At 55.8% G+C, this 26,282-nt stretch carries 23 protein-coding genes; 15 read left to right on the top strand and 8 right to left on the bottom strand.

Annotated features, from left to right (window positions below; translation table 11 throughout):
• Position 1: 1 nt before the first annotated feature.
• Together H8274_RS08760 and H8274_RS08755 are read left to right on the top strand one after the other, a co-directional pair.
• Positions 2-1,318, top strand: coding sequence for a FecCD family ABC transporter permease (locus H8274_RS08760; protein ID WP_185934327.1), 1,317 nt, complete (start codon positions 2-4; stop codon positions 1,316-1,318).
• Entirely contained in the window at positions 1,315-2,121 is an 807-nt protein-coding gene (locus H8274_RS08755; RefSeq protein WP_221884790.1) for an ABC transporter ATP-binding protein, read from the top strand. Before H8274_RS08760 ends, H8274_RS08755 begins: the two co-directional genes overlap by 4 nt.
• Positions 2,122-2,330: 209 nt before the next feature.
• Here H8274_RS08755 and H8274_RS08750 read toward each other — a convergent pair whose 3' ends face one another.
• The gene (locus tag H8274_RS08750) at positions 2,331-3,476 is read right to left on the bottom strand and encodes a LacI family DNA-binding transcriptional regulator (RefSeq protein ID WP_049620428.1); all 1,146 of its coding nucleotides are present in this window, start codon (positions 3,474-3,476) and stop codon (positions 2,331-2,333) included.
• Positions 3,477-3,715: 239 nt separating this feature from the next.
• Here H8274_RS08750 and H8274_RS08745 point away from each other — a divergent pair, with 239 nt between their 5' ends.
• From H8274_RS08745 to H8274_RS08715, 7 genes are all read left to right on the top strand, one after another.
• Positions 3,716-4,090: an L-rhamnose mutarotase gene (locus H8274_RS08745; protein ID WP_049620439.1), complete on the top strand. Its 375-nt coding sequence runs from the start codon at positions 3,716-3,718 to the stop codon at positions 4,088-4,090.
• Between the two features lie 33 nt (positions 4,091-4,123).
• A complete protein-coding gene (locus H8274_RS08740) occupies positions 4,124-5,494 on the top strand; it encodes an MFS transporter (RefSeq protein ID WP_049620429.1) in 1,371 nt (456 codons plus the stop codon).
• 29 nt (positions 5,495-5,523) lie between these two features.
• Positions 5,524-6,702, top strand: a complete 1,179-nt coding sequence (rhaI, locus tag H8274_RS08735; RefSeq protein WP_185934326.1) for an L-rhamnose isomerase — start codon at positions 5,524-5,526, stop codon at positions 6,700-6,702.
• Between the two features lie 40 nt (positions 6,703-6,742).
• The gene (locus H8274_RS08730) at positions 6,743-8,260 is read left to right on the top strand and encodes a rhamnulokinase (RefSeq protein WP_185934325.1); all 1,518 of its coding nucleotides are present in this window, start codon (positions 6,743-6,745) and stop codon (positions 8,258-8,260) included.
• Between the two features lie 218 nt (positions 8,261-8,478).
• A complete protein-coding gene (locus H8274_RS08725) occupies positions 8,479-9,300 on the top strand; it encodes a class II aldolase/adducin family protein (RefSeq protein WP_185934324.1) in 822 nt (273 codons plus the stop codon).
• 184 nt (positions 9,301-9,484) lie between these two features.
• Positions 9,485-10,246 (top strand): sugar O-acetyltransferase, encoded by a 762-nt coding sequence (locus H8274_RS08720; protein ID WP_221884789.1) that lies wholly within the window; start codon positions 9,485-9,487, stop codon positions 10,244-10,246.
• A 211-nt stretch (positions 10,247-10,457) separates the two neighbouring features.
• The gene (locus tag H8274_RS08715; RefSeq protein ID WP_185934323.1) at positions 10,458-11,180 is read left to right on the top strand and encodes a GntR family transcriptional regulator; all 723 of its coding nucleotides are present in this window, start codon (positions 10,458-10,460) and stop codon (positions 11,178-11,180) included.
• Between the two features lie 138 nt (positions 11,181-11,318).
• Here the strand turns inward: H8274_RS08715 and H8274_RS08710 are convergent, their stop codons facing one another.
• The 5 genes from H8274_RS08710 to H8274_RS08690 form a co-directional block, all read right to left on the bottom strand.
• On the bottom strand, positions 11,319-12,257 hold the full coding sequence (locus H8274_RS08710; RefSeq protein ID WP_244924581.1) for a sugar phosphate isomerase/epimerase family protein: 939 nt from the start codon (positions 12,255-12,257) through the stop codon (positions 11,319-11,321).
• A 65-nt stretch (positions 12,258-12,322) separates the two neighbouring features.
• Positions 12,323-13,657: an MFS transporter gene (locus tag H8274_RS08705; RefSeq protein WP_221884788.1), complete on the bottom strand. Its 1,335-nt coding sequence runs from the start codon at positions 13,655-13,657 to the stop codon at positions 12,323-12,325.
• 93 nt (positions 13,658-13,750) lie between these two features.
• Positions 13,751-14,713, bottom strand: a complete 963-nt coding sequence (locus tag H8274_RS08700; RefSeq protein ID WP_185934322.1) for a 3-hydroxyacyl-CoA dehydrogenase family protein — start codon at positions 14,711-14,713, stop codon at positions 13,751-13,753.
• A gap of 513 nt (positions 14,714-15,226) precedes the next feature.
• Entirely contained in the window at positions 15,227-16,084 is an 858-nt protein-coding gene (locus tag H8274_RS08695) for a phosphogluconate dehydrogenase C-terminal domain-containing protein (protein WP_185934321.1), read from the bottom strand.
• Between the two features lie 2 nt (positions 16,085-16,086).
• The gene (locus H8274_RS08690; protein WP_221884787.1) at positions 16,087-16,902 is read right to left on the bottom strand and encodes a sugar phosphate isomerase/epimerase family protein; all 816 of its coding nucleotides are present in this window, start codon (positions 16,900-16,902) and stop codon (positions 16,087-16,089) included.
• A 336-nt stretch (positions 16,903-17,238) separates the two neighbouring features.
• On the opposite strand from H8274_RS08690, the gene H8274_RS08685 reads away from it, so the two are divergent.
• From H8274_RS08685 to H8274_RS08665, 5 genes are all read left to right on the top strand, one after another.
• Positions 17,239-18,624, top strand: a complete 1,386-nt coding sequence (locus H8274_RS08685) for an MFS transporter (RefSeq protein WP_185934320.1) — start codon at positions 17,239-17,241, stop codon at positions 18,622-18,624.
• Positions 18,625-18,821: 197 nt separating this feature from the next.
• The gene (locus H8274_RS08680; RefSeq protein WP_049620245.1) at positions 18,822-19,706 is read left to right on the top strand and encodes a FadR/GntR family transcriptional regulator; all 885 of its coding nucleotides are present in this window, start codon (positions 18,822-18,824) and stop codon (positions 19,704-19,706) included.
• A gap of 105 nt (positions 19,707-19,811) precedes the next feature.
• Entirely contained in the window at positions 19,812-21,590 is a 1,779-nt protein-coding gene (locus H8274_RS08675; protein ID WP_185934319.1) for a dihydroxyacetone kinase family protein, read from the top strand.
• 154 nt (positions 21,591-21,744) lie between these two features.
• Positions 21,745-22,212, top strand: coding sequence for a ribose-5-phosphate isomerase (locus H8274_RS08670; RefSeq protein ID WP_185934318.1), 468 nt, complete (start codon positions 21,745-21,747; stop codon positions 22,210-22,212).
• 45 nt (positions 22,213-22,257) lie between these two features.
• A complete protein-coding gene (locus H8274_RS08665) occupies positions 22,258-23,031 on the top strand; it encodes a triose-phosphate isomerase (protein WP_185934317.1) in 774 nt (257 codons plus the stop codon).
• A gap of 105 nt (positions 23,032-23,136) precedes the next feature.
• On the opposite strand, the gene H8274_RS08660 is transcribed toward H8274_RS08665, so the two are convergent.
• Both H8274_RS08660 and H8274_RS08655 read right to left on the bottom strand, forming a co-directional pair.
• Complete coding sequence (locus H8274_RS08660) at positions 23,137-23,763, bottom strand: DeoR/GlpR family DNA-binding transcription regulator (RefSeq protein ID WP_185934316.1); 627 nt, start codon at positions 23,761-23,763, stop codon at positions 23,137-23,139.
• Between the two features lie 586 nt (positions 23,764-24,349).
• Positions 24,350-24,913: an NADPH-dependent FMN reductase gene (locus H8274_RS08655; protein ID WP_185934315.1), complete on the bottom strand. Its 564-nt coding sequence runs from the start codon at positions 24,911-24,913 to the stop codon at positions 24,350-24,352.
• 392 nt (positions 24,914-25,305) lie between these two features.
• On the opposite strand from H8274_RS08655, the gene H8274_RS08650 reads away from it, so the two are divergent.
• Complete coding sequence (locus H8274_RS08650; RefSeq protein ID WP_185934314.1) at positions 25,306-25,770, top strand: hypothetical protein; 465 nt, start codon at positions 25,306-25,308, stop codon at positions 25,768-25,770.
• Positions 25,771-26,282: the final 512 nt, after the last annotated feature.

Here is a 26,282-nt window from a genome sequence, read left to right as displayed (position 1 = left end):
AATGGCGGCAGAAGAACAACCTGCCGCGCAGGCTGGTGCCGCGCAGACTGGTGCCGCGCAGAATCCTGCCGCGCGGCGCCGCCCCGAGCGCAAACACCACCCAGAAGATTGGTGTAAACCCACCGAAAACCGGGCACCAGCTTGCGGCGGCGCTGCCCCCACCGAAGCGGCCGAACTTGCCCACGCCGTGCAAGTAGCAGAAGCGGCACAGAATCCTGCCGCGCGGGTAGCAACCCGTTCCGAAGCAGTTTCGCCCGCCGCCCACCCGCACGCCGATATTCGCCGCTATTTTGCCCGCAAAGTGGTAGTGCTAATCGGCATGGCCATAGCGGTCTTATTAGCGGCCGGCCTCGTGCTCAAGGCGGGCTCTTCGGGCTTGAGCATCGCCGAAATTTGGGAGGGGATAACCAACCGGGATAGTGGCCGCGAAGCCACGATTATGTGGAACTTGCGTTTACCGCGCACGGCCTTGGCGATCGTCGTCGGAGCTTCTTTGGCAGTTGCCGGAGTGATCATGCAGAGCGTGCTCCGCAATCCGCTGGCTTCCGCTTCCACCCTGGGTGTTTCCCAGGGGGCCGGGTTTGGTGCAGCGGTGGCGATTATCTACTTCGGAGCCGGCAGTCAGATTAATTCGCCAAGCGGCGCCGCGGTTTCCGTGGGTAATTCTTACGTGGTGGCCACTTTCGCTTTTCTGGGCGGGATTGGAACCACGGCGATCATCCTTGCCATTTCGCGGATGCGTCGCGTTTCGCCCACCGCCATGGTCTTAGCGGGCGTGGCCCTGAGCGCGGTTTTCAACGCCGGCACCTCCCTGGTGCAATATTTTGCCGACGAAGTACAGGTAGCCTCCGTGGTCTACTGGACTTTCGGGAGCCTAGGCCGGGCCAGTTGGAACCAAATCGGGCTCATCGCCGCCCTGCTCGCCGCAGCACTCATATTCTTTATGGCAAATATGTGGAATTACAACGCGCTAGAAAGCGGAACCGCCACCGCGAAAAGCCTCGGTGTAAATGTTGACGTACTCATCCCCGTAAGCCTGGCGATTTGTGCGCTCATTTCTGCAATCTCCGTGGCATTTTGCGGAGTGATCGGGTTTATTGGGCTGATTGCGCCGCATATGATGCGCCGCCTGGTAGGTAACGATTTCCGTTTCCTCATCCCGGCGACGGCGCTGTGCGGGGCCGCCTTACTCTTGCTGGCCGATGTAGTTTCGCGCACGCTGATCGCTCCTACGGTTTTGCCAATCGGCGCGATTACTTCAATTGTGGGCGCCCCGATTTTCCTGTATCTGCTGCTACGGCGAGGTTTCAACGAATGACGAACGTAATGATCGAAGCTGAAAATATTCGTTTTGCCTACGGCCGCCACCAAGTATTACGCGGAGTTTCACTAAGCGCCGGAAGTGGGGAATGCGTGGCCGTGCTCGGGCCAAACGGCGCCGGTAAAAGCACCTTCGTAACCTGCCTGAACGGCCTGCGCACGCCCGCACCCGGCAGCGGCAAAATCCGGATCGCCGGGAAAGACGTAGCCGCGCTCAACCGCGCCGAAATCGCCCGCACCATTGCCTACGTAGCGCAAGACACCCCAATCTCCCGGATGACGGTATACGACTGGGTAATGCTCGGCCGCAAACCATACATTCGCTGGGCCGTATCCGAAAAAGATACACAACTATGCCTAGACATGATCGACCGAGTGGGAATGACCCCTATGCGCCTACGCCGCTTGGCCGAACTTTCCGGCGGCGAGAGACAAAAAGTATTATTGGCCCGCGCGCTCGTACAAGAACCGAAAGTGCTAATCTTGGACGAACCCACCAGCAATCTCGACCCCAAAAACCAATACGAAATGATGGGTTTGGTACGCCGGCTCGCCCAAGAGCGGGGGTTTACGGCCGTCGTCGTACTACATGATTTGAACCTCGCGCTACGTTACTGCAACCGGTTCCTGTTTTTGCGCGAAGGGCGCGAGTTCGCTTACGTGGACGCGGCCGGCGTGACCGGGGAAATTATTTCCACCGTGTATGACGTGCAGGCACGCATACTTTTCGACGACGCCGATACCCCCGCCGGCGGCGAACCACGCCGCCTCGTGAGTATTGACGAAGTGACGCAACCGTAGCGGCCCCTCCTAACAGTTCCGCAATCCCTCCTGAACGGTGGCGAGCAAGTGAGGAACCCGTACTTCGCCGGAAGGTGTGCGGCGTCGGGATGTGACATCATGGAGTTCATGACAAAGCAACCCGATGCCGCACCGGGTTTTAACCCGGCGCAGAACGCGGAACCGGAACCTCACGGCTACGAGGAACCGCAACCTGAAGAGCTGCCTGTTTAAGACCGCGAGGAAACACGGACGAGGCGCGGCGGTGCAGTGGATTTACGGACCACGAGCTGCGGCATAAGGGTGCGATGTTCTATTTTTTCCTCCGCAGTGAGGAGCATATCTGCGGCTTCGTAGCCCAGTTTCTCCGTATCTTGGCGGACGGTGGTGAGTGGGATCGAAGTCTGCGCGGCGATAGGAATATCGTCGAAACCCACGAGTGAAACCTGTTCCGGGATACGCACTCCGGCGTCGCGCAGGGCCGTCATAGCGCCGAAAGCTATCTGATCGCTAGCACAAAAGAAAGCCGTGGGGAAATTTGCTGGTAACTGCGCGAAACCGTCCGCGGAGCTGGGCGTAGAAGCATCCCAGAAGGGAAGCAAGCCGCATTTTTTGAGCAGATCTTGCACAGCCACGCGGGCTTCGGCGGCGTCGAACCGGGGAATCTCCAGATGCGAAAGTCTCACCTGTCTGCTTTGGGAACTCCGTGAATGCCCGGAAGATTCGATTGCGGATAAAGCGCCACTGAGCCGGTCACGGGTTTGCCGCAAAGACTTCGGTCCTGAAATAAACAGGATATTGCGATGCTCAAGCTCAACCAAATGCTCGACCGCAAGGTATGCACCCTGAAAGTCATCTACCGCAATAGAAGGGATTTCGGGATTCTTCAGACGCGAATCTAGGAGCAAAACAGGGATGCCAGAATCGCGCAGCGAGCGTATATGATCCGTCATAGAACTCGTGGGCGTGAGAATAATACCGCGCGGCTTATAAGTGGCAAATGTTTTGAGAACTTCCTGCTCGCGCCGGGAATCCTCCCCAGTAGAAGAGACAGCTACCAGAAGCCTCTCGGGGGACAAACGGTTTTCGATGCCAGCAACCACGCCAGAGAAGAAGGGGTTTGTAATATCAAGTACGATCACTCCGACCATATTTCCAACCCCGCGGCGCAATGATTGCGCCGCCACATTAGGCTGATAGTGCAGATCCGCCATCGCCTCTTCCACGCGTTGGGCGAGTTCCGGATCTACCGACTCGCGCTTATTTATCACGTTTGAAACGGTGCCCACGGAAACCCCGGCTAGCTTCGCAACATCTTTGATACGTGGTTTGTTAATACTGGGCCCACGGCGTTTACGTGTTTTTCCGGAACTCATATTCTCCCCAATCACGCGCAACCAGCTGTGGCGCGGAGGCTAAACCGCGGCTTGCACGGAATGTACCACGCCAATTCGAGGCGCGATTGATAAATCCGCACCCGTGCAGGTCACGTCTAGATGTTCTGCTAATCCAATAATTCTAGCCTTGACAGTTCTTGATCGCGGCTCCTATAGTTCAAATGAATCGATTCACGTGAAACGATTCATCGGGCAGGAAAATCTAAGAGGTGAATGCCATGGGCAAAGATGCCGTGGAAAAACGCGCCCGCCAGATTCTTGATAGTACATCTCAAAAATCTTCGCACCGCCGGTGTTTCCTTTTGCGAGTGAAACCGGAGCGTTTGGATGAATACCTAGATGTCCATCAGGCAGTGTGGGCGGAAATGCGCCAGGCCCTCACGGAGGCGGGATGGCGGAATTATTCGCTATTCGTGCAGGTAGAAACAGGCATGGTAGTGGGATATTACGAAGCTGAAGACGTAGCTGAGGCAGACCGCGCGATGGCGGCAAAGGAAGTTAACACGCGCTGGCAGGCAGAAATGGCGCAGTACTTTGTGCAACCCAATGGCGGTACCAACAAAGTACTGCCCCAATATTTCTATCTTCCCTAACTGGCAATCACTAAGAAAAAGATAAGGGAGGCGATGGTGTCTCTAACTAAGAAGAAACCGCTTCGTGGGTGGAAAGCTACCGCCGCGGTTTCAATGTCAAACTACATTGATTCGGGATCGATTATTGCGATCGCGACCTCGCTAGGTTTCTGGCAGGCCGCGTATTTTCCGGGAGATGATGGAACAATTGCGGGCTGGCTCGCGGCAGTAAGTTCCAACGCCTTCGGGGCAGCCGTAGGTGCCCTGATTGGCGGACCCCTATGCGATAAATATGGTCGGAAGGTGATTTACACCTGGGATTTACTTATTTATGCCCTAGGTGGCTTGATTATTACTTTCGCGAGTAACCTTGGCATGCTTTTTGCTGGGTTCATCATTATTGGCTTGGCTGTAGGCGCATCAGTGCCGGCCGGTTGGACATATGTAGCCGAGTTCGCGCCCACGGGGCAACGCGGGCGGCATATTGGCGCTACTCAGCTGGCTTGGTCGGTGGGGCCGTTTATCGGCTTTGGCTTGGCTGCGGCCTTGGCCCCGCTGGGGCTGCTAGGAAGCCGGATTATCTTCGCGCATCTCGTAGTAATTGCGCTAATTACTTGGTATATCCGGCAGGGGCTCGAGGAATCTGAAGCTTGGCAGAAGTCTAAGGGTGGTGAGGAAGCCAAATCGCCATCGGTATTCCGCTCTATGCGCCTGCTTTTCTCGCACCGAGCTAATGTTACGGCGCTGCTTTTCCTCGCAGTCATCTATACCTGCTGGAACCAAGCAGCATCACAGAATGGTATTTTCCTGCCCACTATTTTGAACTCGATGGGCTATAACACTATCCAGGCGGACCTCTTCTCTATGCTCAGCTGGGGAGTAGTGGTTATATCTACGGGAATCTTTATGCTCCTGGTGGATCGAATTCCTTACCGTATCCACTACTTCATTGGTGGAATTTTGGCGATTATCGCCTGGATCGGGCTCGTATTCGGCCCTTCGGATCAAGGCTGGGTAGCCTTCTTCTACGCGATCGTATGGGGCCTTTCCGCTGGCCCCTCGGCACAAGCTTTCTACGCAGTATGGTCCCCAGAACTCTTTGCCACGCCTTACCGGGCCGGCGCACAGGGGATCGTGTTCTTCTTGGTCCGGCTCGCTTCCGGACTGATTTCCTTGATCTTCCCGGTCATTCTTCTCAAGCCGAATGGTCTCATGATCAATGGCCTCATTCTTATTGGTTTCCTCTTGGTCTCCTTGCTTGTCGGCACAATTGGCGCCCCGAAGACGCAAGGCAAGCCGCTCCGCCAGATCGAAATTGAGCGCTACGGCCACGTTGTATCTGAAGAACTGCTACAGCACGAGGAAACCGAGCTACCAGCATCAGCCGGAGCCAAAGAAGGTTCCGCGTCCGGGCAAGAAAAATAAGGCCGGAAGGCCAGAAAGGTTAGATAAAAATGGTGGCATTGCGAGATCTGAGCGCCGAACAACGGAGTCTCCTAGATGAACAAACAATTGAATTGCCGAGCTGGGCGTTTGGAAACTCGGGAACGCGATTCAAAGTCTATGGCACCCCGGGAACGCCGCGTGATCCGTACGAAAAAATTGCGGATGCGGCGCAGGTGCACAAGTACACGGGCATCACTCCCCGGGTATCCCTGCATATTCCGTGGGATTTGGTTGATGATTACGAAGATCTCCAAAACTATGCAAAAGAGCAGGGAGTGTCAATCGGCACCATCAACTCGAATGTTTTTCAAGACGACGCCTACAAATTTGGATCCCTCACCAACAGTGACGAAAGTGTACGGCAAAAGGCGGTAGACGCGCATCGTAAGTGCATCGACGTCATGAATAAAACGGGTTCCTCCACCTTGAAGATTTGGTTGGGAGATGGCACGAATTACCCGGGCCAAGATTCGATGCGGCGCCGGCAAGATACACTCGCGCGGTCCCTGGAAGAAATTTACGCGGATCTTTCTGACTCCCAGTATCTGTTACTCGAATACAAGTTTTTTGAACCGGCCTTCTACCACACGGACGTACCGGATTGGGGAACCGCGTTAGTACAGGTGCAGGCTTTAGGTGAACGCGCCGTGGTCTGCCTTGATACCGGGCATCATGCACCGAACACCAATGTGGAGTTCATTGTGATGCAACTTTTGCGGGCGGGACGTTTGGGCGCCTTTGATTTCAATTCGCGTTTCTATGCCGACGACGATCTCATAGTCGGTTTGGCAGATCCGTTCCAGCTCTTCCGGATTATGCACGAAATCGTCAGCCAAGGTGCTTTGGATAAGGATTCAGGCGTCAACTTCATGCTCGACCAGTGCCATAACGTCGAGGAGAAAATCCCGGGTGAGATCCTTTCGGCTCTCACTGTGCAGGAGATGTCCGCGAAAGCTTTGCTGGTGGATCACAAGTTGCTCCGCCAGAAGCAAGCGGAACACGACGTGTTGGGTGCTAACCAGGTACTCATGGATGCTTTCTACACGGATGTGCGGCCCATGCTCGCGCAGTGGCGGGAAGAGCGCGGGCTGAACCCCGATCCAATGCGTGCTTTCCAAGAGTCCGGGTATCTGGAGAAGATCGCGCAAGAACGCGTTGGTGGCACCCAGGCCAGCTGGGGAGCCTAAAGCACCGCAAAAGCGCGAAGAAATAGGGAGTGAAAGACTTATGACAACGTGGCGCGTGGCCGGAATTGATCTGGGCGCATCCAGTGGGCGCGTGATGGTAGGGGTTTATGACGGTACACGCATCCACCTGGAAGAATGCCATCGATTTCCGAACCGAGCCGTGCCCATGCGCGTACCGGAAACAGATAGCAACCGGGAAAATTACCAGGATGCGGATCCGCGGAGGGGTACGCAAGCCGTAAGTAATAACACCGAACTGTTTTGGGATGTGCTCTATCTGTGGGCGCAAGTGGGCCGCGGGCTTAAGCTTGCGGCCCAGGCGGGGCCCATTCATGCCGTGGGCATAGATACTTGGGGCGTGGATTACGGCAGGTTTGGGGCAGATTCCCGGTTATTGAGTTACCCCTACAGCTACCGTAGTGATCGCACGGAAGCTGCCGTGAAACAGGTACATGAGGCGCTTGACGAAGTAGCTTTGTATCGCGAAACTGGCACCCAATTCCAGCCGTTCAACACTATTTACCAGCTGGTAGCAGATACCGAACTGGCTACGGCAGATGCCTCCCAATGGGCGGCTTTGTTGCCAGATCTGTTGGCGTATTTGCTAACCGGTACGCGCGGCTGTGAAGTAACAAATGCTTCTACAACCGGGATGATAGATCCGCGGACGCGGAACTGGAACCAGCGAGTTGCTACGAAGGTACAAGAGCTGACCGGGAAGAACATCGGCCAATATTTTGGGGAACTGGTAGAGCCGGGCTCCATTATTGGGAATATTCCTGATGGGCTCGGTGGTGGCGAGAAGACCGGTTCGAAACAGGTACCGGTGGTGGCCGTGGCAAGCCACGATACAGCTTCCGCGGTAGCCGCAATCCCTGTCACACAGCGCTATGAGACCGGGGAAACTTTTGGATTTATCTCCAGCGGGACTTGGTCTTTGGTCGGATGCGAATTAGAAGAGCCGGTTTTGAGTGAAGCTTCCCGCGCTGCGAATTTCACCAATGAGTTGGGGGTTGATAAGACCGTCCGGTATCTCAAGAACATTATGGGCTTGTGGGTGGCACAAGAATGTGCCCGTGAATGGGAAGTTACCAATAACTGGGAGGAACTAACAGTCGAAGCTCGCCGGGCTCCTGCCGGGCGCACCATCCTCGATATGAGCGATCAGCGTCTGCTCGCCCCGGGCCCGATGGTGCACAGGCTTGCGGCCATGGCCGAGGAAACCGGGCAACCAGTGCCGGTTACCCGCGGGGAGATTTTCCGTTGTGTATGTGAGTCCCTAGCGGCGTCGTACAAAGAAACGTTCCAGCAGGCAGAAAAGCTAACTGGAAAGAGAATAAGGGAGATCTACATCGTTGGTGGAGGTTCCAAGAATAGCTTCCTCAACCAACTCACCGCGGAAGTAACGGGAATACCCGTAATCGCCGGGCCTGCCGAAGCCACGGTGATGGGGAATATAGCGGTGCAACTACAGGCCATTGGAGCGCTGCCACCAGGCTCGGAAACGCGGCGGGATCTGATTGCCCGCTCGGTACCAACTATTCGTTACGAACCATAGTTTCGTAAAAGCGCAGGTCGGTTAATCACACCAAAGTGTGATCATGATGGACGATTATCCACGACGGCGGCATGGTCTCGTTGGCTGATTGTTCATGCGATAGGCGACACCGTTTACCGGCTAGAAAACCGACCGTCAGAAGGCTACGTGGTCACAAAACTAACTGATACCTACTACAACCGACACCTACTAAATAAACAAATAGAAAGCAATAGAAAATGACGTACACATCCACAACGAGTGAGATTTTGGAACAAATGGGGGCGGCTGGTGCACGGCTGGACCATTTGGCGGCAGTAGAAGCGGGTGCAGGAAACATATCGGTTGCCTGCAAGAAACAACCAGAAGGGGTGGAAGAAATATTTCCCGTAGTGGGCGAGTTGGAATTGCCGGTGGCAGTTCCAGAGCTGGCTGGCTGGACGGTGTTTGTTACCGGCTCGGGGTGCCGTTTGCGGGAGATTAAAGACCGCCCGAAGGAGATCGTTTCGGTGGTGATTCCGGATGCAACGGGCAGGCGCGCGGTGTGGCGCCGCGCTCCGCAAGCAACTTTCACCAAGCCGACCTCGGAATTCAATTCGCATTTGGGGGTACACGCAGATCAGGTTGCCCGCCGGAAAGTGGAGCATCATGTACTGGTGCATGGGCAGCCGCCGTATTTAACACTTCTCTCTCACCTGCCGGAACTCTCGAATGACAAGGCATATAACGAGGCAATTTTCCGGTGGGAGGCGGAAACTATTATTCAGGTGCCGACGGGCGTAAAATTCTTGCCCTTTATGATCCCGGGTGGGGAAGAACTCGGGCAAGCGAATATTGCGGGGCTGCGGGAACATACTATGACCATCTGGGCCAAACACGGGCTTATGGTGCGTTCTGATATTTCCCCTATGGATGCGGTGGATAAGGTTGAGTATTTGGAAGCGGGGGCTACCTATTATTACCGGCACCGTTTGCTTGGTGAAAACGCCGGGGGAGGTTTGACGAAGGAGGAGCTACGCGGAGTGGTTACAGCCTTCAATATTGACACTACTTTAGTGTAGAACCCCGCCTGGCTGACGTTTTGAAGCTTCGGGTTGGCACGGGATTTGGATCCGTAACGGTAGCATGTAGGCGCATAAACATAGTGGCGTCCTTCCGTAACCGATCCGGAGCTTAGGCGAGCAGGTGACGAAGCTGTACTTCATCGGGAGTTGTGCGGCGTCGGGATGTGACATCATGGAGCTCATGACAAAGCAACCCGATGCCGCACCGGGTTTTAACCCGGCACAGAACGCGGAACCGCACCGTTCTGGCGGAACAAAGAACCTTCCTGAAGGCACCCCTTCACCAATGTGGGAGCGGATGGTGGCCGGCAAACTTTACAACGCCGATGATCCTTTTATGGCCCGGGTGCGCCAGCGGACCCTCGCGCATCAGGAACAGCTGAATCTGCTGAGCCCGCACCGCGAAGAAGAGGTGTATGCGCAAGCTTCGCAGTTGTTTGGGCATCTGCCGCGGTCTTCGCGGATCTGCCCGCCTACCTACTGCGATTATGGGCAAAATACGAGTTTCGGGGAGAACTGTTTTGTGAACGTCGGCTCGGTGTTCCTGGACGTAGCTCCGATAACCATTGGGGATAACGTGATGATCGGCCCGCGGGTCACGCTTACAACGGCTTCTCATCCGATTCATCCGGCGATTCGTAACCGCGGGCTCGAATATGGTGCGCCGATCACCATCAAGAATGGGGTGTGGCTGGGTGCTTCGGTAACGGTAGGCCCGGGCGTGACGATCGGAGAGAACTCGATCATTGGCGCTGGCGCGGTAGTAATGCGCGACGTTCCGGCGAATGTAATTATGGTGGGAGTGCCGGCGCGCGTGCTGCGGCACATAGACGATTCTGATTACGAACAAGCCCTCGCCGACCTAGCCGCATATGAAGAAGAAGTGGGCCCGGTACCGGGCTGGCGCGAAGAAGCTAAAGAGCGGGGATACGACCTTGCGTAATCTCGCATAATCCCACACCGAAGGTCTCGGGACTCCCACCCTTCTTTCTTAGTACGATAGATAAGGTGACCAACCGGGAATGTTCCGCCTCGCAATTGGTTGTATTAACAAATAGTAAGCGTGTGTGTAGTCCTGCGGCCGCCGCTGGGCACCTGCCGGTTTACGTGCGCGGAAATTCCTAGGGTAGCTTCAGGAGATAAGAAGGAATACGGTGGCATCGGAAAGCCTAGAAAAAATTGATCTACAGGGCGAAAATGTTGCCCTGCGTGACAAGGTTTATGACGAGTTGCTCAAACTCCTTATCGCCGGCAGGTTCGCCCCGGGGGATTCGCTAAGTATCGACGGTCTCTCGCGTGTTTTCGGGATTTCACAAACGCCCGTGCGGGAAGCATTGGTGGAAGTGGAACGGACTGGGCTGGTGCGCCGGGAAGCTCGGCGCGGATATCGGGTGGCCGAGCAGCTCACCAAGAAAGAGGTAAACGACCTGGTGGAAACCAGGTTGCTCCTAGAAATACCGGCCGCGAAAAAGGCGCTGAATAGCGAAGGCCCGCTAATTGCGGATCTGAACGAGGCATTAAAGGCGCACCGGGAAACAGTGGATCTCATGGAAAAGTACGGCGACGATGCGGATCTCGAGCTCATCTTGCGGTATTTTGACGCGGACTGGAAATTTCATGAAGTGATTTTGCATCATGCTGATAACCGCTACCTGGAAGCGGCGGTAAATTCGCTTTCTTTCCAAGTGCATCGGATGCGGCAGGCTGTGGGAAGCGGCGTTTCGGATGGGCGCTACGCGGTGAAAGAACACGCGCGTATCGTGAAAGCTTTCGAAAGCGGCAATGAAAGCGCCGTGGCGGATGCTATGTGTACCCACTTGCAGAACGTTTTATTGCGTTCCGAGCACGACGCCGAAATCATAGACGAAGAAGAATAAAAACCAGCCGGCCCGCGTACTGAAGCACGCAGACCGGCTGGCTTGGTTTTGCGTAGTACCCAGCGGCCTAGTCAACTAGGCCAACTAGATCAACTAGAGCAACTAGGCCAACTAGGACCCTTTTGTTTCCTTGGCCCTCTACTTTTGATCACGGAAAGTGCGCAGAGCGCCGCGCAATACCTGGCGAATATAGTCGCGGTTGGCGGCGCCGACGGCAAGCCAATCCGAACCGTAGTGTTCCACCATGAAGGGCCCGTTGAAACCGAGCTGGATAGCGCGGCGAATAAGTTGGCGGTAGTTCATGGTGCCGATTTCGAGTGGAACCGGGGCAGACATATAGCTCCCGGTAGCCGGATCTTCATCGCGAATGTAGTTCTTGGCATGCCAGTAGTTTGCGTACGGGAACACTTTTTCATGCATTACGTCGTACTTTTCCATCGGGCGGTGTAGCCGGATCAAGTTCCCAATATCGGGGTTGAGGCCCACTGCCGGATGGTCCACATCCTTGTAGAAGGAAACCGCATCGTCCGGGGTTCCCACATAAGTATCCTCATACATTTCGAGAGATACCTGCATGCCTACTTTTTGGGCATGATCGGCGACTTCGCGCACGCGTTCGATAGCGAGGTCGCGAAGCTTCGGATCGTCTTTGTGGCCATCGGCAAGCCAGAACCACAGTGCATCTTTTTGTGCCTGGGTGAGAGCCTGCTGGAACCCAATATTGATAATGGTGGCGCCCAGCTCAGCTGCGCGTTCTATGGTCCGGTGGATCATCTGCACGTTCTTCGCGCCGCGATCCACATCTACCACGCTCTGCCGGCCGATAGATACCGCGGGTACCGACAGGCCGTTATCCTTGGCAACCTTCTGGAAAAGTGCGAACTGTTGGTCGTCGAGATCTGCGAGCGGAATCCAGTCATCCATCGGATCCATGGCGTCAAAACCAAATTCCGCTACCTGGAGCATCTGGTCTTGCCATACCCGCTCCCCGGCATCAACCGTAAGCGTTCCCTCTTCCGTGAGGGGCCCAAAATTCATCTTGGCCGCAATTGGCCACGTATCGGCGGTGTAAGTCAAGTTTTCATTCCTTCTTTCGATTTGGCAGAAAATCTCAAGTCTTGGCTTGAGGATTTACGTTCTTGTTATTTGATTGCTGCAGTCTCGGTGTTTTCCGTGAGTTCCTCCGGGTTTTGGCCAGCCCAGAGGTGCTTTATCCAGAGCGTTAGCAATGCTCCAACGACGAGAACCGCTGCAATGAAATACATTCCGTTCTTCGGTGAGCCGGTTGCGTCTGAAATTGCGCCAACGAGATATGGACCAATGAATCCGCCAAGGTTTCCGAAACTGTTGATAAAGGCGATCCCAATTGCGGCAGTCGCGCCAACGAGATATCGCGTAGGCAATGGCCAGAAGACTCCGGCGAGGGAGTATAGGCAAAATGCGGCCAGTGACATTGCTGCGAGCTGTGCAGCAGGTGACTCAACCCAGCCAGCTAAGCCGGTTCCGAGTGCGGCACCTAGGAAAATTACTGTAAGCGGAATCCAATTTTCCTTGAATCGGCTCGCCCAATGCGAAGTTACCCAGATACCAAGGATCCCGAACAGATACGGAATCGTGGAGTAGAACCCGATAGATGTTCCGGAATCGGCGAATTGTGCCACGATCGAGGGCACCCAGAAGGAAAGCCCATACACGCCTATGGTGGTAGGCAGGAATATAAAGGCGAAAGCCCAGACATATTTAGAGCCCATAGCAGCGAGCGGATTCTTGTGCTCCACCTGGCCGAGCTGATTCTTATCCTTCTCCAGTTCAGTCTCGATCCACGTCGCTTCGGCTTCGCTAATCCAGGGAGCCTCCCGCGGAGTGTCATGGAGGAGGAAAAGGGTCGGAATAGCTGCAATAACTGCGGCTCCACCGCAGATAATAAACATCCAATGCCATCCGCGTAAACCAAGCCAGCCTGCATCGAGGAGCCAGCCGGCTAGAGGGTTCATAATGAGGAAGGCCAGAGGTGCAGCCATTACAAACATGCCGGTAGCACGCGTGCGATGCCTTTGCGGGAACCATAACGTTATGTAATAGAGAACTCCAGGATAGAAGCCTGCCTCAGATACCCCCAAAAGGAATCGTAAAATATAGAAAATAGTTGTGTTTGGAGTGAGAGCGGTGGCCATTGTTACTAGGCCCCACGTCACCAAGATACGCGCAAACCACTTTCGGGGTCCGAACTTTGGTAGCACGTAGTTCGAAGGAACTTCGAAAATGAAGTATCCAAGGAAGAAGAGGCCTGCACCCAGTCCGTATGCCGACTCTGTCAAACCTATATCTACGCTCATCTGCAGTTTTGCGAAGCCTACAACAGAGCGGTCTATATAGGCGATAGTGTAAAGCACCATGATGAATGGAATGATGCGCAACATTAATTTTCGGATGAGCGCGGTCTCGTTCACTTTAGAAACGTCCACAGTAGAACTCACTGTCGCTTCTCCTTCTAAGAGAATAAATAGTCACAAGGTGTAAGGGAAAAAGATGTTAGGGCAAGGAAAACAAGTTCGATGCCTATCGAATGTTTACTTTCCCTTAGGAGCTGGGCCTAATTCGCTGAGAAGGTTTTGCATCTTTGCGTAAGCCTTATTGCGGTATGCGATTAGGGCTTCCTTAGTCTCGTCATCAAAGTCTCCTGTAATTCCCTTGCCGTTTTTGATGCCATGGCGGCCTTCGGAAACTTGCTCCGTGAGAAGCTTCGGTGTCGCGAGGCGTTCTCCATACGCATTTTCGAATGTGGTGAAGCAGTTGGCGTAAACGTCAAGCCCTGCCTGGTCTGCAATTGCGAAGGGGCCGAAGAAGCCTAGACGGAACCCAAACGTAGTCCGCACGATGGTGTCAACGTCCTCAACTGTGGCAACTCCTTCCTCTACAACATTGCAAGCTTCTTTGAGAAGCGCGTATTGAAGGCGGTTGAGAACGAAACCAGGTTTGTCGGCTACCTGTGCACCCTGCCTGCCGCAGCGTTCTAGGACGCCTTTGATAGCGGTAATCACCTCGGAGCTTGTATCTTCGGAGGCTACTAGCTCAACGCCTGGGATAAAGGGGGCAGGATTGGAGAAGTGAACGGTTAGGAAGCGTTCTGGATTAGTTACTGCCGATTTCAATACGGTAACTGGAATCGTGGAGGTGTTAGTCCCAATAATTGCGTCCTCGGGAGCGTATTTGCAGATCTCTTGGAGCACTTCTTTTTTAACGCCAGGTAATTCGAAGACAGCTTCTTCAATAAAGTCTGCGTCAGCCACGGCGTTAGCTATTGTGCCGCCGTTGGACAGGTGCGACTTGATCTTTTCTACTGAGCCTTCGGGATAGAGTCCCTGATCCTCAAAGTCCTGAGCTTCCCTGATGAGACGATCAAGTGCCTGTGCGCTTTTATCCTCGTCGGCGTCCGCGATTACTACCTCGTAACCGCCAAGTGCAAGTGATTGGGCGATTCCTCCACCCATGTAGCCCGCGCCGACAATGGCAATCTTCTGGATTTGACGCATTTTTCCTCAATTCTATGTTTCTCGCGAAGTCGATAAATCTGCATTGCAAGTCCAGTTGTCCTCGCTGACTCACTGTCAACGCAATAAATCGATAACGCTAAATTCTGTGTGAGCATCGTCGCTCACGGTGGAATATATCCTATAGGATCTACGATTTTGCGCAAGTGGAAAATACGGTCAAGTGCCAAGAAAACACTTTTCAGAGATGGTTCGCGGGAGGGTTACGCGGGTTTTGCAAAGTAGATTCCCGCTCTAATGGGTGCTAATAGAAGGGGTATTAGAACGTGCGGGGGTGCGTACGCAAAAATCGTGCCATCTACCTGTTGAACAGCTGTAGCTTCACAGTTGCGGATGGCCCAGGAAGAAACTGATCTCGAAAGGTGATTTTCCGGGAGGGTAAAGAACGATGTACCGGTAGCGAAACTTGAGTGAATTAAAAGGTGGAGCCCGCCAGTACAAACGTACTCGCGGGCTCTGCCTGTTCAGCGGGTATTTATATTTTCTTACTTTCTACTAACGCTCGATCTTTTCTAGACCAAGCATCTTGGCAAGCACGTTATCTAGATCTTCGTCCTTGAAAATGTCCTTCCAGTTCGGGTTGATAACGGTTTCACGTCCATAGTCCATTGCCAGCAAACATGCATCGGAGAAGGGGTTCGAACCACGCAGGCCGTTGGTCAAAGCGATCCAAATATGTCCGTAAGCCATGGCTTCTACCATTTCGGTGCTCATATCCGTCTGCTCAACCGTGTAGTCAATGGCATCCCGCAGGAATTGGCCAAGCATGCAACCCAAGGTTTCAGCCAAAGTGGGTTCGAGAACTGCGAGGTCATGTACGGAACCCCAGTGCACTTTAATTACCGGCGCGAACTGGTTGGCAATTACCTCTTCAGCAATTGGTTGCCACTTTTCGGACGGTGTGTGCATGGCTGCCACTACGTGTTGTGCGGCGGCCTGGCCACCGAAGGTATCAGCCCATTCTTCCTTCGTGGTGCGTTCCAGGAAGAGAGAAGGATGGCAGGGGTGGCAAACTACGTAGGTGATTCCCTCCCGCATATACAAAAGATTTGCGTAGGCGGCGGCCGGAACAAGGGTGAGAACTACAGAGTCTTCCTTCTGCAGCGGCACGTATTGTTCCGTGATCTTGCCGAGCAGCTTATCCGGTACCGCATACACAACTACATCTGCAGTTGGCAATACCTCTGCCGGTTCGGAAAGCGTGCGGCCGGCTTCTTCGACGTTCTTACGGCCCTGCTCGCCAGAATCTACGAAGCTTACGGTGTACTCCGGAATGTTCTGCAGATTCGGAGATACACGCATGCCCATCTTGCCACCGGCACCTACAACGACGATGTTGAGTTTAGTTGCCATAATTACTGATTGCTCCTTATGTAATCGAGTGTTTGTTGGGTCCACCGGCGCTCCTCGGCGACGGTCGTTTCTGCGTCTTCTTGCCAGACGAGCCAATGCTCAACAATCTGGCTAATTCCTCGCTTTTCGGGTTGCACCTGTTGCACCTCGTAGGCGTAATCAAGTAACCCTTCGCCCATAGGCGCCCCTGCATAGGTGAATCCAACCCATCCCTGCTGCCGGGAGAAGGCAAAATCCTTCACATGTAGATTCAGCGTGTAGGGGGCACATAGATCGATAACATCGCGAGGATGTTCCAGCCCGGCCACGCAGTTTGCCGGGTCCAGAGCGATTCCCACCCGAGGGTGATCAACTTCTTGAATGATTGACACCAGGTCTTGAGTGGAAACCTGCTCGTAGGTTTCAATAGCTAGATCCACACCTTGGCTATCTAGCCGCGGGGTGAGAGAACGCAGGTTTTGTACCACCTGCGCACGATCCAGAGTCCCTTCCGGATTCTTCTGCACCATCGTTCGCACCACCCGCGCCTCTAGGGCCTGGGCGATATCTAGATATTTCTCCAGGTGCGCGCGATCAGTGCCTCGAGTTCCAATCTCCAGCTCCACCTCTTGTGCCGCCGCATCATCATGCAAGCGGGTGAGTTCTGCGGAGGAGAGCGCTTCAAGTTTCGGATAGTCGCATATTTGCAGTACTTCACAATCAAGTTCGCGGGTACGCGCAACCATGCCAGATAAATCCAGAGGATTGGGAACCCGATCTGATATTTCCCAGAAAAGTGCGTATGTAGAAATGCCTACACCGGCCATAATTCGCTCCATTGCGTTTGCTAGCGGCACCTGAGTGCCCGATTATTAGCGGTGCTGATGCCGCTCCAGCGCGACCCCGCCAAAGTGGTTGACCACTTCCGAGTGTAGGGCGGAAATTTTTTCTTCGCAAGAGCGAACCTGAAACGGATCCGGAGTGCGAAAGTTGCAGAAAAGAGCCGCGTTTCGATACGGATTTGGGGTGCGGGGCGATTCTTCGACTGGGGCCCGGTTTTCAAAAAGTGGTTGACCAAATCTTTCTCGCTCGCTACATTTGCCTTATTGAGCAACGAGGCTCACACCCGCGTCGGGACCTACGGCCCGAGATGCGGCTCGAATTCAAGGACACTCATGGCTACAAATAAAGATTTAGACGCGCAAAGCAGAGAAGCTAGCGTTGAAAAGTCCACTATGAATCAAGTGGCAAAACATTTAGTGCCGTTTTTGGCGCTGATGTTCTTCATTAACTTCCTCGACCGGACGGCGATCTCCTTCGCCGCACCGCACGGAATGAATCAAGACCTCGGCCTCACCGCCGCACAGTTCGGCTTCGCCTCCGGCATCTTCTTCATTGGGTACATTATTCTCGAAGTTCCATCCAACCTGGCCCTGCACAAATTCGGGGCTAGGAAATGGTTGGCGCGAATCATGATTTCTTGGGGCATTGTGGCTGTGCTCTTCACCTTCGTGCAGTCCGCTACCCAGCTGTACTGGTTACGCTTCCTCCTCGGCGTGGCAGAAGCCGGATTCTTCCCGGGTGCAATTCTCTGCCTTTCGATGTGGGCGCCCGCCTGCCACCGGGCGCGGATGCTCGGCCTGTTCTACATTGCGCAACCGCTCACTACCGCCATTGGTGCGCCCCTGGCAGGTGGGTTGATCCAGCTGCATGGGCTCTTCGGCCTCGAAGGTTGGCGCGTCATGTTCCTCTTTGTGGGTTTGCCCGCAGTGGTCGTGGGGATCGCCGCTTTGTACGTACTCAAGGATGATCCGCATCAAGCCCGGTGGCTCACCACAGAACAAGCGGATTGGTTGGTAGCCGAACTTAAGCAGGAAGACGAACAAAAAGAGGAGACCTACAAGGTTTCCACCCGGCAGACCTTCACGAATGGCCGGGTCTGGGCACTTTCGCTTGTTTATTTCGGCTTTATCTACGGGTTGTATGCGCTGGGCTTCTTCCTGCCGACGATTGTTTCGGGCTTCGAAGCGCAACTGGGCGAACTCAATAATTTCCAAGAAGGTCTCATTACTGCAATCCCTTATGTGGTTGCGGCAGTGGGTCTGTGGCAGTGGTCGAAGATGGTGCAGAAGCGCGGCTTAAAGACCTGGCATATCGCCCTTCCCGCGGTGATCGGCGGAATCTCAATTCCGGCAGCCTTGCTGGTACAAGATCAACCGGTGGCCTGCATCCTCCTGGTTACGGTAACCGCCTGCTCGATCTTCGCGGTGCTACCGAACTTCTGGACTCTTCCCACTATGTTCTTGACTGGCGCTGCCGCCGCTGCGGGTACCGCACTCATTAATACTGTCGGCAACATTGCCGGGTTCTCTGCCGGCTACATCACCGGTTGGTTGCATGACTTGACGGGCGGTTACCTGTTGCCGATGTGCGTCGTCGGAGGAGTGATGCTCCTTTCCGCACTCATTTTGGGTGGCTTGCGTGCCTCTATGAAGAGCCCCGAAGCCCTAGCTGCTGAGGACGAGCGTGAACAAGCCGAACTTGCAAAGTTCGAATCCTAGGATGCTGGAACGTTCGTGTGTAGCTACTACTTCGCCACCACCTCGCCCTAAGACACAGCTCTTTTTGGGTGATTGGTACGTAAGATACAGGTATTGATTTGTTGGCTAGAGGTGCGGGTGATCGTGCTTCCTGCTGGATCACCCGGCCTTTCACCCGCGAGGTTGTGCGCGGCGAGGAAAGCAAGGGGATATGGCTTATGGCTGAGAGAGCGAAGGTGCTCGAAGCGGAGCACGAAGAAACTAGTTCGGCGGCCAGAAAGCTCAGCCTTGAACGCGGCGAAGTTGCACCCTTGAACGTGACGGCGAGGTCGAATACGGAAGTTTCGCGTACGGCCCAGTCGATCCTTAACGATATCGCCGCCGGAAAATATGAAGTTGACGGCCGTTTGCCGGCGGAACGGCAACTGGCTGCCATGATGGGAGTTTCGCGTGCAACGATTCGGGAGGCGCTCAGTGTGTTGGAAGTGCTGGGCGTGGTAGAAGTGCAACACGGATCAGGTGCCTATGTGCGCATGGGCACGGGTGGGATGGTGCGTAACGTGATTCGCTGGCAACTCGAACTGGGGTACAACGAATACGTGGATGTGCTCCAGGTGCGTTCCTCCCTGGAGGTGCTTGCCGCGCGCCTTGCCGCCACGGCGGTACATCAATCCAAAGAGCCGATGCGCCTGCTGGAACCGCTTTCGCAAACCTTGCTCGGCCAAGAAACCGCCTTGCGGGAGGAAAACCAGGCCGATTTCGTGCGGTACGACGCCGCCTACCACGTGGAATTAGGGGAGCTGAGCGGCAATCGCACGCTGGCAGAGCTCCTCTCCACTTTGCGGGGCTTGCTGAAAGTGTGGCTGGAACATTCCGCGAAAGAACGCGAAGATCAGGAGTTGGCGTATAAGGAACACCTTGCCGTGTACCGCGAAATCCAAATGGGACGCTCCAACGCGGCCGCCAAGCTCATGTGGAACCACATGGTTTCCGGATCTGATCGGCTCATCGCCGCGAACCTGCAGGCTACGGACCGGCATCTCTTTGATGAATCTTTGGACGCGCCAGAACCGCCCGTGGGCAACGGCGAAATCCCAGACTAAAGGAAATCGGTTCCAAATAACCGGACCCAGCAAATCATATATCCTATATTGTAGGTGTAGGCGTAACGGCAAAAGCCGAAACATCATGATGCAACGGAGCATAAATTGACATACATATATAACGACCCGAAGCGTTTCGCGCGGGATTCTTTGGCGGGTTTTGTGCAAGCTCATTCCCGATATGTAACGGCCGTGCACGGCGGCGTCGTGCGCGCTACCGCCTCTCCGGAAAACGAGGTGGCGCTGGTAATCGGCGGCGGGTCCGGGCACTATCCGGCCTTTTCCGGGTGGACGGGCCCGGGCATGGCACACGGTACGGTGTGCGGCAACGTTTTTGCTTCACCTTCCGAATCCCAAGTGCTTTCCGTGGCCCGCGCGGCCAATAATGGCGGCGGAGTATTGATCGTCTTCGGCAACTACGCGGGGGACGTGCTGCACTTCGGTGCCGCCGCGAAAGACCTGCGGGAAGACTACGGAATCGACGCCCGCATCGTCACGATTAGCGACGATATTGCTTCCGCCCCGCCCGAAAAACATCGGGAGCGGCGCGGCATCGGAGGCGATCTTTTCGTAGTGAAAACAACCGGGGCAGCAATTGCTGCCGGTGCCGATCTCGACGCCGCCGAAAAGCTCGCCTGGCACGCCAATGATTCCGTGCGCACGCTCGGCGTGGCCTTCAGTGGCTGCACGCTTCCCGGCGCCAGCGAACCGCTCTTCACCGTGCCGGAAGGGAAAGTGGCGCTCGGCCTGGGCATTCACGGCGAACCCGGGATTTCCGAACACGACCACATGACGGCCACCGAACTTGCCCAACTACTGGTTTCGCGGGTCATGGCCGAAGAACCGGCGCGCGTGCCGGGCGGTTACGAAGGCAAAGTGGCGGTGATCCTCAACGGGCTGGGCGCCACCAAATACGAAGAACTGTTCCTCCTGTACGGCGAAGTAACCGCGCAACTAGCCGCGTACGACGTCGAAATTATCGCCCCCGAAGTGGGCGAACAGGTGACCTCCCTCGATATGGCCGGCGCTTCCCTTTCGCTCGCCTTCCTCGATCCCGAACTGGAAAAGTACTGGCTCGCGCCCGCCGATACGCCCGCCTTCAAAGTGGGGCAAGGGCAGATCGGGCAAGCACCGCGCCGCACCAAACCCCTGGTAGGTACCGGCGCGGATGCGGGGGCCGACGCCGAAAGCCCCGGCGATGTTACCCAGCTCCCCAAGGGAAGTGCGGATTCGGCGGCGCAAGGAGCGCAGGCCGCGGAAATCTTCCAGGCCCTCGCGCAGGCCGCGATCGACGCCGAAGAATCCCTGGGCAAATTGGATTCCATTGCCGGGGACGGCGACCACGGGCAAGGTATGGTGCTCGGTTCAGTGGCGGCGCGCGATATTGCGCAAGCGGCGGCCACGGCCGGGTGCGGGGCACGCACGGTAATCGACCAGGCCGGCCGGGCGTGGTCGGAAGGAGCCGGCGGCACTTCAGGTGCCCTGTGGGGCGGTGCGATCCGCGAAGTGGCGCGCGCTTTTGATGATAAGGAGCGCCTGGCCGGGCCGGCCGTGGGCGCGGCCATTGTGGCCGGGGCGCGGCACGTGGCCCTCCAAGGTGGGGCCAAAGTGGGCCAAAAAACCATGGTAGACGCCACCGAACCTTTCGCCGATGCTCTCGAAACCGCGCTGGAAAGCGGGAAAGACCTCGCCGCGGCCTGGGCGCAGGCAGCTGCTACCGCACAAGAAGCCGCCCAAGCCACCAGCGAGATTGTGGCCACCAAGGGGCGGGCAAAAACTCATGGCGATGCTTCCCTCGGCCACCCCGATCCGGGCGCAGTATCATTTGCGCTCCTCATGGAAACCGCGGCCGCCACGCTCGCCAAACAAGGCGCACAGGGGTAGTAGCGGAGAGCCCGCCGCGTTAGCGGAAAACGCGGCGAGCACGAGCGGCCCCGAAAACCGGAATCGTAGACGGGGCCGCAAAGGGGAACCGCAACCGGGGACCGCAAACCTAAACAAGAACCACAAAACAGGCAAAAATAGAGGAAGGAAACCAATGGCATACCGCGTTATTTTGATCGGCGATTCGGCTGGTTACGGGTATAAGAACATGATCAAGGAAATGTTGACGGGTGATCCGCGCGTGAGCGAAGTGATCGACGCCGGCATGAACGAAGGGGAAACCCCGGATCTGTACCCAAATTTGGCTACGGCCGCGGCGGAGCGGATTGCACGCGGGGAAGCGGACCGCGGGATCTTCGTGTGTGGCACGGGGATGGGCGTGGCGATGTCTGCCTGCAAGGTGATGGGCATTCGTGCGTCGGTAGCGCATGATTCGTATTCGGTGGAAAGGCTAGTGAAGTCGAATAACGCGCAGATTCTGTGTTTGGGGCAGCGCGTGATTGGGCCGGAGCTGGCCAAGCGGCTCGCCTCGGAATTCTTGGACTACGAATTTGATCCGGCTTCGCATTCGAAAGCCAATGTAGACGCCATCTGCGCTTACGACGGCTCACTCGAAAAGTAGCTGCGCAAAGCACACCGAAACAACCGAAACCGGGAGGTCGGGAACATGGTCTGGGTGGGAACCAGTTGGAAAATGAATGGCACGCTCAGCTTTGCGCGTGAGTACGCGGAAAGCTTGGCGGGCGCGGGAATGGAAACATACGTGCGGGCGGAAGTTCAGCCTTTTGTGATCCCGCCTTTCACCGCGCTCAACACCGCTGCGAAGGCGCTTGCCGAAACCCCGGTTTTGGTGGGCGCACAAAACGCTCACTGGGAAGATGCGGGTGCGTGGACGGGTGAGGTTTCCGTGCCGCAAGCTGCCGACGCCGGGGCACGCATTATCGAAATGGGGCATTCGGAACGCCGCGAATGGTTTGGCGAAACCGACGAAACCGTGAACCTCAAGGCCAAAGCTGCCCTACGCCACGGCCTCGTCCCGCTCATCTGTTTCGGGGAACCCGCCGAAGTTTTCGAAGCCGGGGAAACCTTGCCTTTCATTTGTTCCCAGATCGACGCCGCCCTCGCCGGCCTGCCCGCAGCTGGCGAAGGTGAAACCGGGCCGCGTGTTTTGCTCGCATATGAACCTATTTGGGCGATTGGTGAGCACGGCCGCCCGCCGGCCCGCGAAGATTTAGTGACAACTTTCGCCGCGCTGGCCGAACGGTACGGCGAACGGGTAACCGCGATCCTCTACGGCGGTTCGGTTAACCACGCCAATAACCAGGACATTCTGAGTATCCCGGGCGTAGGCGGACTATTCATTGGGCGTTCCGCGTGGACCGCGGAAGGCTATTTGAAGAACCTCGAACTGGCCCGCGAATACCAAGAACAGCGCGGGTAGCCGGCTCCGTGCCGGCTGGGCTGGGGCGGCTCGCGCCGGTTCGGCTGGGATGGTTCGCGCCGGTCTGGCTGGGGCCAGAGAAGCGGTGCCGCTTGGGGCACGGGTTTAGTCAGCAATAACGATTTCGGTGGCGCCGGCCCCGCGCAATTCTTTGAGCGCGGCCGCCGACGCCGCATCCGTTGTAATCAAAGTCCACGATTCTGGAAAACTCGCCCAGTGCTCGGCCGGTGGATACTGGGCAGCGGCCGGTCCGTCTGCGAGCCCAGGGGAGTTGAGGGTGCAGGCATCGGTGAGGATGAAGATCTTTTCAGCATGTGCCAACAAGAGGGACTTCATGCGGGCCTCGGCCGCGCTTTTACAGGCAATCCCGCGTGCCGGATCCAGATGGACGGCGTCGATAAACGCATAACGAGGCCGCTTGCGTGTGCTCCGCGCGTTATCGAGCCGCCGCAAAATTTGGGCGAACTCGCGTTCGGCGCCGCTGCCGTACAGGAAAGCGAAAGCGAGGCGCGGGAAACGGCGTAACACCGGGCCACCGCTGTTTGTGATCACATAGACGCGGAAGCGGAGCCTTTGGCGCAATTCAATTGCCACTTGCTGGGTGGCGGCATTCGTATCTAGAAAAACTATGGCATTGCCCCGCACGTAGGCAACGGCCGCGCGCGCCATTGTGCGCCGCCGCGCCCAAATCCCTGGCCGAGCCGCGAGGGCAGAGTGCATAGCTAATGCCATCGCATCCTTTCGGTCGGGAACGGACTAAAAACTTCCGCACGTAATATTATCGCGGGCCAGCCTGGTGCGCGGGTTGAATAGCAGCGCGGGCCAAGACACCGGGGCCAAACCACCGGGGCCGGGCGCCCAGTGCGGGAGGGCTGGATTCGCGGTGAGGCCGCGCTGTGGCACGGAATCGCCGGAGGGCTCGCTGACCTTGAAGCGTGAGTGCGGTAGCTAGCGTGAAATCGCCGCGTCGGAGGGTTTGCCGGCGTCGCCCCGCACTCGCAAGCAACCAACCTCGGGCAAAACCAACCCCAAGTGGCCAATACGCTGCCAATACGCCTAAATGGCCTATACGCAGCAAAACACGCGAGCGAAAACAAGTTTCGAAAACTTGTATCCGCTCGCGTGCTCGCCACAAATGCTGGCCACCGAAAACCTTAGTTTCGCGCCGCAACGTTAGTCTTGTGAAACCTCGATATCGTTTCGCTGCGATATCGTTTCGCTGCGGCGATACTTTCGTGGCGCGCAGCTTGCTTTGCGCCACGACTGCTACGGTTTTACTGTTTTGCTGTTCTGCTGTTTTGCTGTTTTGCGGTTTTATTTAGCGTGCGTTTTCGAGCACGAGGTCGCTGAAACGGGCAATGTAATCGCGCAGGAACCTTTCAGTGCGTTCCACCAGCGTGCCGTCCTCATTGAAGAGCGTGGGCGATTGGCCGAGGAACACTTCCGGCTGGCCCGGGAACTTCATGTCGAAGTAGGAGAGCGCCAACCGCAGGTTCTTCTGCGCGCTGTAACCACCCATGCGGCCCACGGAATGGCTGATCAACCCGGCCGGAAGGTTCTTCCACGCAACGTCACTATTTGGCTTGGAGCCGATATCCACAGCGTTCTTCAGGCACGCGGGAATCGTCCGGTTGTTTTCCGGGGTTACGAACAAGACGCCGTCAGACGCCTTGATGGTTTCGCGGAACTCGGTGTATTCCGCAGGCAGTTCGACGTCGGTTACCTCCGGATCGTCATATTCGAAGTTATACAGGGGAAGATTGCCAATCTCCACGATCGAAGCTTCCACGCCTTCCGGGAAGTAATCGAGAACGATATTAGCAATGCGGCGCGCATACGAGGCACGGCGCAGACTTCCTACCAGAACACTGACCTTGGCCATTGACGTTCCTTCCATCAGTCAATTCTTCATTTATCTCGACTCTAGCAACAACGCGAGCCGGCGTTAAGAGGGCAAAGCGAGCAGAGAAATTAGCGGGCTGTTGCACTCTGGTGCACGGCGCTAAATTCGCGCACGCCCAATAAGGCCACGCGCGCTTAGTCAAGGCTCACGCCGCTTTCGAAAACTGCAATCTCTTCAGAAGTGGGGCGCAAAGCGGCGTGCCGAGCAGTAGTGCTGCGTAGTGCGCCCGCGATCACAGTGCGCATCTAAACCCATTAGTGAAGTATTTTGACGCGACGACCGTAGATCCGGTGTCGGTGCTTAAGGAGGGGTAAGCGGTAGCGGTGCGTATTTGTGTGAATGCTTGCTAGAAAAATTGTGTGAGGTGTATCATGAGGCTACCTGCAAGTTTCATATTTTATTGGGAGGCTTATAATGGGTTGAAAATTTGGACCACGGCCTTTAGTGCCGTAGCTTTTGTTTTGGCGCCGATACCCGCTCCCGAGGAGCCTCCCCCTCATAATGGACAGGCGGAGCGGTCGTACACTAATGCAGTTAGTTCGGATATTAGTTATGAAGAGTATGCCGAGGCTTTGCACCTTTGTTTGGATGGTGAAACCGTAGCTACCGCGCCGGAAGAGTACGCCTTGAACCTGCCTGCCACTATTAGTGCCGACAACGGTGTTGGGAAAGTGGTTCTAAAGGACTGGGAAGGCTACGTTTATGCTCTAGATGAAGCGTCTCAAGCGTTGTATATCTCAAACTCCGACAAGAGTTTGGTGGGGAGCGTAAGGGGTGCGCTTCTAAACGGTGCGATTCGGCATTGCTGGCAAATATGCGAAACAACTGTCGGGTGACCTACGCCGGGGGAGCAACTCTGGCATCCTGCCTGGTGACGGCAAGGGTTTACTACGGTGCGGTCACCGTCGTACATACCTTTAATAGCTGTGCTTAGTTGGAGGTAGAGATGTGTAAGAAGCAAACTCCTCTCGTCTGTGTAGTTTTATTAATCCTTTGCTTTGTAGCTCTTGAAGTGTACGCGGCTTCGTCGCAGGGTACGTACAGTACGCGGTATTGGTTAGCGTTTATGGTCGGGGCGGTTTTGGTAAGTATCTGCCTGTTGAGCCTGCTGTCCGGGTGGAAAGTCCGAGGTAAAAGTGCTACGGGAGTACTTCACGTGCTCGGTAATGTTCTAATTATTTGCGGAGTGGTAGAGTTTATCTTTACTGCGCTCACTAAGCCTACTGCTATCGATTTGGTAGGCCTGGCGTTGATCACGGTCGGGATGGTCGTGACGCTAGTTACGGCTGTGGTTATAGTGAGGGGGTCAGGCGCGGTTTAGTTTCATTAGGTGTTTTGTAGGTTGAGT

Source organism: Actinobaculum suis (assembly GCF_900618115.1).
GTDB lineage: Bacteria > Actinomycetota > Actinomycetes > Actinomycetales > Actinomycetaceae > Actinobaculum > Actinobaculum suis.
This window is presented reverse-complemented; position numbering and strand designations above follow the sequence as displayed.